The 9,585-nt window shown below is 66.1% G+C and carries 9 protein-coding genes; 4 read left to right on the top strand and 5 right to left on the bottom strand.

Going from position 1 to position 9,585, the window contains the following annotated elements; genetic code table 11:
• Positions 1-60: 60 nt before the first annotated feature.
• The 4 genes from ABIC75_RS07460 to purM form a co-directional block, all read right to left on the bottom strand.
• Positions 61-1,707, bottom strand: coding sequence for a ShlB/FhaC/HecB family hemolysin secretion/activation protein (locus ABIC75_RS07460; RefSeq protein ID WP_354013719.1), 1,647 nt, complete (start codon positions 1,705-1,707; stop codon positions 61-63).
• Positions 1,708-2,208: 501 nt separating this feature from the next.
• Positions 2,209-2,928 (bottom strand): DUF3108 domain-containing protein, encoded by a 720-nt coding sequence (locus ABIC75_RS07455; protein ID WP_354013221.1) that lies wholly within the window; start codon positions 2,926-2,928, stop codon positions 2,209-2,211.
• 55 nt (positions 2,929-2,983) lie between these two features.
• A complete protein-coding gene (gene purN / locus ABIC75_RS07450) occupies positions 2,984-3,652 on the bottom strand; it encodes a phosphoribosylglycinamide formyltransferase (RefSeq protein WP_354013220.1) in 669 nt (222 codons plus the stop codon).
• A gap of 4 nt (positions 3,653-3,656) precedes the next feature.
• Entirely contained in the window at positions 3,657-4,685 is a 1,029-nt protein-coding gene (gene purM / locus ABIC75_RS07445; RefSeq protein ID WP_354013219.1) for a phosphoribosylformylglycinamidine cyclo-ligase, read from the bottom strand.
• Between the two features lie 148 nt (positions 4,686-4,833).
• On the opposite strand from purM, the gene ABIC75_RS07440 reads away from it, so the two are divergent.
• The 3 genes from ABIC75_RS07440 to hda all read left to right on the top strand — a co-directional run bounded on the left by ABIC75_RS07440 (position 4,834) and on the right by hda (position 7,783).
• Positions 4,834-5,814, top strand: a complete 981-nt coding sequence (locus ABIC75_RS07440) for a DUF2066 domain-containing protein (protein WP_354013218.1) — start codon at positions 4,834-4,836, stop codon at positions 5,812-5,814.
• An 86-nt stretch (positions 5,815-5,900) separates the two neighbouring features.
• Positions 5,901-7,082, top strand: coding sequence for an AI-2E family transporter (locus ABIC75_RS07435; protein WP_354013718.1), 1,182 nt, complete (start codon positions 5,901-5,903; stop codon positions 7,080-7,082).
• Positions 7,079-7,783 (top strand): DnaA regulatory inactivator Hda, encoded by a 705-nt coding sequence (gene hda, locus ABIC75_RS07430; RefSeq protein WP_354013217.1) that lies wholly within the window; start codon positions 7,079-7,081, stop codon positions 7,781-7,783. The genes ABIC75_RS07435 and hda overlap by 4 nt, the downstream gene beginning before the upstream one ends.
• Before the next feature lie 66 nt (positions 7,784-7,849).
• Here hda and ABIC75_RS07425 read toward each other — a convergent pair whose 3' ends face one another.
• On the bottom strand, positions 7,850-8,653 hold the full coding sequence (locus tag ABIC75_RS07425; RefSeq protein ID WP_354013216.1) for an inositol monophosphatase family protein: 804 nt from the start codon (positions 8,651-8,653) through the stop codon (positions 7,850-7,852).
• Between the two features lie 145 nt (positions 8,654-8,798).
• On the opposite strand from ABIC75_RS07425, the gene ABIC75_RS07420 reads away from it, so the two are divergent.
• Positions 8,799-9,575 carry an RNA methyltransferase gene (locus tag ABIC75_RS07420; protein WP_354013215.1) on the top strand — a complete coding sequence of 259 codons (777 nt, stop codon included), beginning with the start codon at positions 8,799-8,801 and terminating at the stop codon, positions 9,573-9,575.
• Positions 9,576-9,585: the final 10 nt, after the last annotated feature.

The following is a 9,585-nucleotide window of genomic DNA, read 5'->3' as shown; positions in this document are numbered from 1 at the left end:
GAACTCTTCCTTGAAGACGAATCAGCGGGCAGACGACGCCCACCATCGGCGTACGTGCGATCAGAACGACCAGTTCAGGCTGAAACCGGTGGTGGGGTTGTCCGTGGGGTAGCCATGTGGCTTGCTGATCGGTGCGCCGACAAAGACATCCCACGACCAGCCATGCCAGCCGCCGCGCAATCCGAGTGCGGCGCCCGCCAGGGTTTGGCCGAGTTCCGATGCGGTTGGCGGGCCGCCGACATGGCCGATATCGGCACCGACGTACAATTCTTGACCGCCGCCAAGCGTCCAGCCGAGGTCGTTGCGGATCAGCCAGCCGTGATCGCCGGTGAGTTGCAGTTCGCCGTCGAAGCCGCGCACGGTGTAGCGACCGCCGATCGCGAAGCGGTCCTGCGGCACCAGCGGTGTCTGGTTCCATTGCGCACGCCAGCTGCCGATGTAGCGGAAGCGTTGGTTGCCCAGTTGGAACGGCACGGTGAGTTGCGCATCGGCGGTGATGATTTCCGAGCGCGACGTGCCTTCGTTGAAGGCTTCCTCCGGCGCGTGCAGCGCATTGAATGCACCGGTACCTCGGCGGTACGCGGCATCGGCGTCGAGCGTGGCTGCGCCAATGAATTGCTTATAGGTAAAGCCCGCTTCCCAGCCGCCCTGGCGACGGCGCTGCACCAGCACTTCCGTGTCATCGACGAAGTTGTTGGAGTCGCGCTCCCAGGCGCGTGCGTAAGCGCTCAGCTTGATGGTGGCGTTGCGATAAAGCATGCGGCTGAGCCGTACATCGGCGTTGTGGCTGGTGCCGCTGTAAACGTAGTTCTGCTCGTAGCCCGCCACAGTCTGGTGATAGGCGTAGCTGCTGGCCGTGGCGCCGAGCTGCCAGTAGCCGTAGGGCACGTCGTAGTGCAGCGTGTAATTGCGCGTGCCCTTGCGATCGCCGTCGAACGCGTCTTGCCCCACGTTCGCGTAGAAGAGGTCGTTCCACGTCAGCAGATTGTCCAGCGAGAGGGTGGTGCCGCCTTGCACCTTGCCGGTGCCATCGCTGCCCGAATCGTCGAGCGAGAAGGCCAGGCGCATGCGCGTGGATTGCTTCCACACGATCAGCAGATCGCTCTCGCCGGCCTGCGCATCGCCGTCGGCGGGCACGATCTTGATGTCCGCATCTGCCGTGGGCACGCGCTTGAAGTTTTCCAGCGCCTGTTCGATGTCGCGCAGGTTGAGCAGGTCGCCGGGCCGCGCGGGCAGGGCGTCACGCCACGAGGTGGCGCGTGCATCCACGCCCGGCGCAAACCGGATCGCGCGAATGCGGCCGGGAATGAGCGTGAGCGTCAGGATGCCGGTGTTGAGGTCCTGTGGCTTGGCCACCACTCGCGTCGTGACATAGCCGCGGGCGACGATGGCGTTCTGGACGCGCTTCATCGCGACGTTGACGCCGCGCGTACCCAGGCAACGGCCGGTCGCCGGATCGTGCGGTAGGTCGGCGGCCTTGATCGCCCACGCAAACGCAGACGCGTCATCGCCGTCCAGGCGGATGGTGCGTATGGGAACGCACGGCGTTTCGTCGGCGGGAATGCGTTCGACCTGCGCCTGCACGGGCGTGGGCAGGCGTACGTCCGGCGTGCTCTGCTGTTGCTCCCGCAAGGCGCGTTCGCGTTCCTGCTGTCGCAAGAGTTCCTGGGTTGCCGTGTCGGCCGATTGCGCCACGACGCTGGCCATCGGAAGGCAGCCGAGCGCCAAGGCCAGCCATGGCCGGATCGTCTTCGTTCCCTGAATCACACACTCACCTCACCACGGACACGACGAGCCCGCGCCTCTGGCGCTGCCCTCGCGTCACGAATCAAAACCGAGAAGGGGCGCCCCGAGGAAACTCAACTCGTACCCTGTCAGGTACGGCCGCCACTTATCACGTGGGTTCGGCCAATGCAGGGCTTGAGGCCCGCGGGTGCCATAAACGGCGAAAGCTATGTGGTCGGGGTGCCGCTGAACATCAGGGAAATCTGATTTTCATGACGTTCTTCATGAAATGTGACGTGCGTCAACTTTTAGATGGGTTGACGGCCCCCCCTGATCTCAGTCCGAGAGGGAAACTTTCCTGGGCCGGAGCACTTCAGGAGGAAGTCGAGTGGGCAGTCGCTCAGCCGGTTTCGCGAGAAAAACTGGCGAGCCATGCGGCCAGATCGGCGACGTGAGCGCTCGTCGCGCTCACCGGGCCAGGGGTCAGTTGCCGCCCTTGTAACTGACCAACTGCAATTCCAGATTGCCGCCGTCGCTCTGCGAAAGCTTCACGGGAACCGGGTATTTCTGCGGTGCGTACCACGCGCTGAAGGTGTTCTCGTCGCCGCTGCGCACCACGCGTTCGGTCTGGAAGCTGCCGGCCGGCACCTTCACCGTGTCCTTGCCGGTGACCTTGAATTCCTGCGTTTCCACGTTGCGCTTGACGGCCACCGGCAGCGACACCGCTTGCTTGCCGGCGCGCAGGGCGAGGCCGATGGCGTAGGAGGTGGTGTTGCGATCGACCAGGCCGGGCGCGCTGGCGTAGGTCATCGGGCCCTTGCCGTCGTCCACCGTCACCTGGCCGCTGGTCCAGTTCACGTCGGTATGGCGCTGCTTGTTCTTGAAGCCGGCGTCCATCTTGTAGTCATAGCTGACCGTTTCCGGCGCGCCGTTGGTCCAGCGGAACGTGGTGGTTTCATTCGAGTTGGCGCCGAGCGCCGCCGCGATGCCGCCGGTTCCCTTGATCCGGTTGCTGTATTCCCACTGGCCATTGCCCGAGGATTTGAGCGTGATCACCGCTTCGCCAATGATCTGTCCACCTTGCGAGACCTGGTAGGTCGCGGTGAACGGTGTCGGCGCGGGCGTGGCGGCAACGGCGACGGTCGTTGAAAAGGCCAGCGCGAGACCGGCGGCGAACGTGCGGAGGGAGTGGGATGAGGTCATGGGGACCTCAGTCTACGGGCCGTTCCTGAACGACTTGTAGAGACGCGATGACCGCTCAGTCAACCAAAGCGCTGTTGCGCAGTTGCAGCGGCGCATCGAGCAGTTTGCCGTCCAGGGCCACGCGGTTGGGCGCGATCAGGTCCAGGCGTTGCTCGGCCATCAGCGTCAGCACGGCGGGAAGCAACTGGTGCTCGAAGGTGAGCAGGCGATGGGCGAGCTGTGCTTCGTCGTCGCCCGGCTGGATGCCGATGCGTGCCTGCGCGATCACCGGGCCGCCATCCAGCTCGGCCGTCACGTAGTGCACGCTGGCGCCATGTTCCGTATCGCCGGCTTCCAGTGCTCGGCGGTGCGTGTGCAGGCCGCGGTATTTCGGCAGCAGCGACGGATGGATGTTGATCATGCGGCCGACCCACGGTGACAACGCCTCGCCGTCGATGATGCGCATGAAACCGGCTAGCACGAGGACTTGCGCGCCGCTGGCGTCGAGCCGGCGGAACAGTTCCAGGTCGAAGTCGCGGCGACTGGCGAAGTCCTTCGCGCTGAGCGTGAAGGTGGGAATGCCCGCATCTTTCGCCAGCTGCAGCGCGCCGGCGTTCGCCTTGTCGCTGCCGACCACCACGAAGTCGACCGGCAGCGCGCCGGCATCGCGGGCGACGATCAAGGCTTGCAGGTTGCTGCCGCGCCCGGATGCGAGCACGGCAACGCGAAGACGCGGAGCGCTCACGGGTTCAGCCGATGTGGACGCGCTCGTCGCCCTGGGCGGGCACGATCTCGCCGATCACCGAGCTCTTGAGGCCATGCTTGGCCAGCAGCTCGCTGGCAGCGTGGACGGCGTCGCGCGGCAGGATCACGGTGAAGCCCACGCCGCAGTTGAACGTGCGCCACATTTCCTCGCGCGCCACGTTGCCTTCGCGCATCAGCCACTCGAACACCGGCGGCAACACGATGGCGGCGGCATCGATGCGGATGCCGAGGTTTTCCGGCACCACGCGGATGATGTTTTCCTTCAGGCCGCCACCGGTGATGTGCGCCATGCCGTGCACGGTCACCTGCTTCATCAGGTCCAGCATCGGCTTGACGTAGATGGTGGTGGGCGCCATCAGCGCGTCGGCAAGCGTGACGCCGCCGACATCGAGATCGAGCGGACTGCCCGCGCGCTCGAGAATCTTGCGGATCAGCGAGTAGCCGTTCGAATGCGGGCCAGAGGAGGCCACGCCGAGGATCACATCGCCAGCCACGATCTTCTCGCCGCTGAGCAGTTGCGACTTCTCGACCGCGCCGACGGTGAAGCCGCCGAGGTCGTATTCGCCCGGCGGATACATGTCGGGCATTTCGGCCGTTTCGCCGCCGATCAGCGCGCAGCCGGCCAGCTCGCAGCCCTTGGCGATGCCGCCGACCACGGCGACGGTGGTGTCCACGTCCAGCTTGCCGGTGGCGAAGTAGTCGAGGAAGAACAGCGGCTCGGCGCCCTGCACCAGCACGTCGTTCACGCACATGCCGACCAGATCGATGCCGATGGTGTCGTGGCGACCCAGCTGCTGGGCCAGCTTGAGCTTGGTGCCCACGCCGTCGGTGCCGGAGACCAGCACCGGCTCCTTGTACTTGCCCGAGAGGTCGAACAGGCCGCCGAAACCACCCAGGCCACCCATCACTTCAGGGCGGGAGGTGCGCTTGACCAGCGGCTTGATGCGTTCGACAACGGCATTGCCTGCGTCGATATCGACGCCAGCGGCGCGGTAGGTGAGAGCGTCGGACATGGGGGCAACCCGGCGTGGGAAACGACAAATTGTAGCAGCGTAAGGCCATGGTTGCCTGAGCGATGACGGCGAAGCGGGACCGCTTCGATGGACGCTAAGGGGCGGATTGGGCAGACTTCCGGGCGTCCCCCTCCGGATATTCCTCCCCATGCGCCTGTCCCGCCTGCTGCTCGTTTGTCTCATGCTGGGCCTTGCCCCGCTGCTGTCCGTCCACGCGCAGGGGCAGGTATCGCCGTACACCGTGGTCGTTTCCGTGGCCGATACCAGCGAAGCCGCCCGTGACAACGCCTTCGGCGACGCGTTGGCGCAGGTGCTGGCGCGTACCTCGGGCGGGCAGGACTTGAGCACCAAGCCGGGCTATGCCGATGTGCTGAAGGGCGCCTCGGGCATCGTGCAGCAGTACCAGTACCAGCGGGTTGCCACCGGCATGGCGTTGCAGGTCACCTTCGATCAGGCGGCCGTGCAGCGCGCGGTGTCCCAGATGGGCATCTCCGGCGGCGGTTCGCGCCCGCCCGTGCTGCTGGTGGTGCGCGACGAAGATGGCAGCGTGCTCACGCGCGACGCGCTGGCCGCGCTCACCCAGACCGTGGCCGCCAAGGGCTACAGCACGGTGTTGGCTGACCCGGCGAAGACGGGCGATACACCCAACCTCACCAGCGCCGAACCCGACCAGGTGGCCGCCATGGCGCGACAGTACAAGACCGGTCTGATGCTGCTGGGCCAGATCCATGGCAACGCCGCCGACTGGGTGCTCGTCTCGGGCGGTGCCCAGCAGAAATGGAGCACGCAGGGCGCCAACAGTGCGGCCGTGCTGACCGATGCCGGCAGCGGCCTGGCCGATCGCCTCGGCAAGCAGCTCAATGTGATCGGGTCGGCGACGGTCGACGGCAAGCTGTGGGTGTCACAGATCAACTCGGCCATGGATTACGCCAACCTGGTGGCCGTGTTGCGCGCCGATCCGAACGTGCGCCAGGTGACCACCTTGAGCGCACAGGGCGACGGCATGCTGTTCTCGGTGAAGTCGGGCCTGCCCATGGATGCGTTGGCCAACAGTCTTGCCGCGGGTGGTCGCGTCCTGCGTGGCGATTCGCACAGCGATGCGGACGCCAGCCTGCGCTGGGTGCACTGATCGCGTCACGGCGAAAGCCACGCCGCCTACTCGCCAGGATCTGGCGCGTGGGCCCTACCGCCCAACTCATGGGATGAGCCATGTCGATGACGCCTGACACCTCTCGCCGCTGGCAAATGCTCGCGATCACCGCGGCCATCCTTTACGTGTTCTGGCTGCTGGCGCCGGTGCTGATGCCGTTCGCGGTCGCTGCCATGCTGGCTTACCTGGGCGACCCGCTGGCCGACCGGCTGCAGCGGCTGGGCATGGGCCGCACGCTGGCGGTGAGCATCGTCTTCATCGTGCTGTTGCTGGTGACCGTCGGCGCGCTGATCCTGCTGATTCCGCTGATTTCCCGCCAGATCGACAACCTGGTGGAAAACATGCCCCGTTACGTGGACTGGGCGCGCAATACGGCCTTGCCCTGGGTGCAGGCCAAGCTGCATCTGGATCCGAGCGCGTTCGACAGCGATCGCCTGATCCAGCAGATCAAGGATCACCTTGGCTCGATCGGCAACGCGGCCTCGGTGGTGCTGGGCAAGATTTCCCGCTCCAGCGTGGGCGTGATCCTGTGGCTCACCAACATGGTGCTGGTACCGGTGGTGGCGTTCTACCTGCTGCGTGACTGGGACCGCCTGGTGGCCTGGATCGACCGCATGCTGCCGCGTTCCATCGAGCCCACTGTTGCGCATCTGGCCCGCGAGGCGGACAGCGTGCTCGGTGCCTTCGTGCGCGGCCAGCTGCTGGTGATGCTGGCACTGGGCATCTTCTACGGCGTGGCGCTGACCCTGATGGGGCTGTCGGTGGGCCCGCTGATCGGTATGATCGCCGGCTTGCTCAGCTTCGTGCCGTACTTGGGCTTCATCGTGGGCTTCGGCTCGGCCCTGATCGCGGCGTTGGTACAGTACGGCGACTGGACCCACGTGCTGCTCGTCGGCGGCATTTTCCTGGTCGGCCAGCTGCTGGAAGGCTACGTGCTGGTGCCGCAGCTGGTGGGGGACAAGATCGGTCTGCATCCGGTAGCGGTGATCTTTGCCGTGCTGGCGGGCGGTTACCTGTTCGGTTTCCTCGGCGTGCTGCTGGCGCTGCCGGCGGCCTCGGTGATCCTGGTGCTGCTGCGCTACCTGGCGGAGCGATACCGGCAAAGCGATCTGTACATGGAAGAGGGCCAGGGCGATCCTGTGCTCACTGAAGTGGACGTGGTCGTCGACACACCGCAAGGTGAAGTGGAAACCCGCACGGTCGTCGACGAGAAAGGCAACAAGAAGGACGCAGTACCACCCCCATGATTCCGCAGTTGCCGCTTGCCCTGCGTTGGCCCCGTCGCCAGCGCTTCGAACACTTCCATCCCGGCAGCAACGTCGTGACGCTGTCTGCCGTGGAGCAGTTGGCGTATGCACCGCATATGCCGTGGCTCTATCTGGCCGGACCCACCGGCAGCGGCAAAAGCCACCTGCTGATGGCGGCGTGCCAGGCGGCCATCCAGGGCGGTCGTACGGTGCAGTACCTGCCGCTGGCGAGCATCGGCAACCAGGCGGCGGCCATTCGTGGCGTGGTGGGCAGCGAATTCCTGGCGCTGGACGACCTGGGCGCCATTGCCGGCGACCACGAGGCCGAACACGCCTTGTTCGATGTGTACAACCAGGCCAAGGCCGAAGGCGCGGTGCTGTTGTTCGCGGCCGACGTTCTGCCGGTGCAGCTGGGTCTTGGTCTGCCGGATCTGCGCTCGCGCCTCGGTGCCTGCCAGCAGGCCTTGCTCAAGCCGCTGGATGATGCCGAGCGCCGCGACGTGCTGCGCAAGCAGGCTGCCGAACGCGGCATCGAGCTGGACGACACCGTGCTCGACTGGCTTTTCAACCGCTATGCCCGCGACCTTGGCGCGCTGCTCGACCTGCTCGACCGCCTCGACCAGGCCTCGCTCGCGGCGCAGCGGCGTATCACCGTGCCCTTCCTGCGCGGGTTTCTGCGCGAGACCGAGCCGGGCGCCTGAAGCACCAGGCAGAGGCATAAAAAAAGGCGCCCATGAGGCGCCTTTTTCGTACCGGGAGAAGGCCGATCAAGCCATCAACAAACGCGGTGTGGCATTCGCGCCGATGGCATCGACCATCGCCTGCGCCACATTGAGGTTGCCGGCGACGATGTTGCCGCTCTCCGGAATGCCTTCACGGCCGGCGAAATCGCAATAGCGGCCACCTGCCTCGCGCACCAGCAGGGCGCCGGCGGCCATGTCCCACGGCTTCAGGCCGATCTCGAAGAAACCGTCGTAGCGACCGGCGGCGACATAGGCCAGATCCAGCGCGGCCGAGCCCGAGCGACGGATGTCCTCGGCCTGGCCGAGCAGGGCGCGGGTCATGTCGAGCTGGGCGTCCAGGTGCGAGCGCTGGCGATACGGGAAGCCGGTGGCGATCATCGCGCCGCCAAGGTTGTCGCGCTTGGTGACGCGAATGCGGCGGTCGTTGAGGTAAGCGCCGTCGCCCTTGCTGGCGGTGAACAGTTCATCGCGCAGCGGATCGAACACCACCGCATACACCGGCTCGCCCTTGTCGAGCAGGGCAATGGAGACGGAGAAATGCGGGATGCCGCGCAGGTAGTTGTGCGTGCCGTCGAGCGGATCGATCACCCACACCAGCGGACCCTTGCCGATGGTGCCGCTTTCCTCGGCGAGGAAGGCATGCGTGGGGTAGGCGCGCTTGAGTTCCTTGACGATCTCGGCTTCGGCCAGGCGATCGACTTCCGAGGCGAAGTCCATGCGTTGCTTTTCGACGACGTTGAGTCCGTCGATGCGATTCATGTAACGCAGGATGATGTTTCCTGCGGAGCGCGCGGCGCGCACCGCGACGTTGACGGCGGGTCTTGGCATGGCTTCGGCTTTCAAAAGAGCGGGGTTTCGGCCGCGAAGTCTAGCAGAGACATGGCCTCGGGTCAGGCCAGCCGGGCCTGCGGGGTTTGACATGGCGGCCGGACATTTCCAAGCTTTGCGCCCATTTGCATGAAATCCTGCCCCGATGAGCGCTGAATCCGACCTCGCCGCCCGCATCCGCTATGTGCTGGTGCGCACCTCGCACCCCGGCAATATCGGCAGCGCGGCCCGCGCCATCCGCACCATGGGCTTCGACCGGATGGCCCTGGTGGCGCCGCAGAAGTTCCCGGACCGGGAGGCCTCGGCGCTGGCGGCCGGCGCCGATGACGTGCTGGAAAACGCCCTCGTGAGCGACGGCCTGGTCGATGCCCTGGCCGGCACCAGCCTGGCGCTGGGCCTGTCGGCCCGACGCCGCGGTGTGGACCTGGAGGAGATCACCCCACGCGAAGCCGCCGCCCGCGCGCTGGCCGCCGCCGCCCGGGGCGAGCAGGTGGCCTTGGTGTTCGGCAACGAGCGGACGGGCCTGGAAAACGAAGAGCTGGCGCGCTGCCATGCCATGGTGCGCATTCCCAGCGTGGACGATTTCAGCTCGCTGAACCTCTCGCAGGCCGTGCAGGTGATGGCCTATGAGCTGCGCGTGGCCTCGCTGGGCGAAGTCAGCGCACCGGTGCGCGCGGACGCCGAGCCACCGGCCGATGCGGCGCAGATGGAGCGCTTCTTCGAGCACCTCTCGCAGATGCTGGACGACATCGATTTCCACAAGGGCCGCGCACCCACCACGATCATGTTGCGCCTGCGCAAGCTGTTCCAGCGCGCCCAGCCGGACGAGCGCGAGCTGCGCGTGATGCACGGCATCTTTGCCGACGCCCAGCGCATGGCGCAGATCGCCAGCGGCAAGATCAAGGCATCGAAGAACGATTGACGTATTGCGG

It is taken from the genome of Dyella japonica (assembly GCF_040545895.1).
In the GTDB taxonomy this organism is placed as follows: Bacteria; Pseudomonadota; Gammaproteobacteria; order Xanthomonadales; family Rhodanobacteraceae; genus Dyella; species Dyella japonica_D.
Note: the sequence above shows the minus strand (reverse complement) of the source record. Positions and strands in the feature narration are given on the sequence as shown.

Excerpts from the sequence above, each read along its gene's own strand:
- ABIC75_RS07460 (WP_354013719.1), bottom strand. The coding sequence starts at position 1,707 with ATGGCCAGCGTCGTGGCGCAATCGGCCGACACGGCAACCCAGGAACTC.
- ABIC75_RS07455 (WP_354013221.1), bottom strand. The coding sequence starts at position 2,928 with ATGACCTCATCCCACTCCCTCCGCACGTTCGCCGCCGGTCTCGCGCTG.
- purM (WP_354013219.1), bottom strand. The coding sequence starts at position 4,685 with ATGTCCGACGCTCTCACCTACCGCGCCGCTGGCGTCGATATCGACGCA.
- ABIC75_RS07440 (WP_354013218.1), top strand. The coding sequence starts at position 4,834 with ATGCGCCTGTCCCGCCTGCTGCTCGTTTGTCTCATGCTGGGCCTTGCC.
- ABIC75_RS07435 (WP_354013718.1), top strand. The coding sequence starts at position 5,901 with ATGACGCCTGACACCTCTCGCCGCTGGCAAATGCTCGCGATCACCGCG.
- hda (WP_354013217.1), top strand. The coding sequence starts at position 7,079 with ATGATTCCGCAGTTGCCGCTTGCCCTGCGTTGGCCCCGTCGCCAGCGC.
- ABIC75_RS07425 (WP_354013216.1), bottom strand. The coding sequence starts at position 8,653 with ATGCCAAGACCCGCCGTCAACGTCGCGGTGCGCGCCGCGCGCTCCGCA.
- ABIC75_RS07420 (WP_354013215.1), top strand. The coding sequence starts at position 8,799 with ATGAGCGCTGAATCCGACCTCGCCGCCCGCATCCGCTATGTGCTGGTG.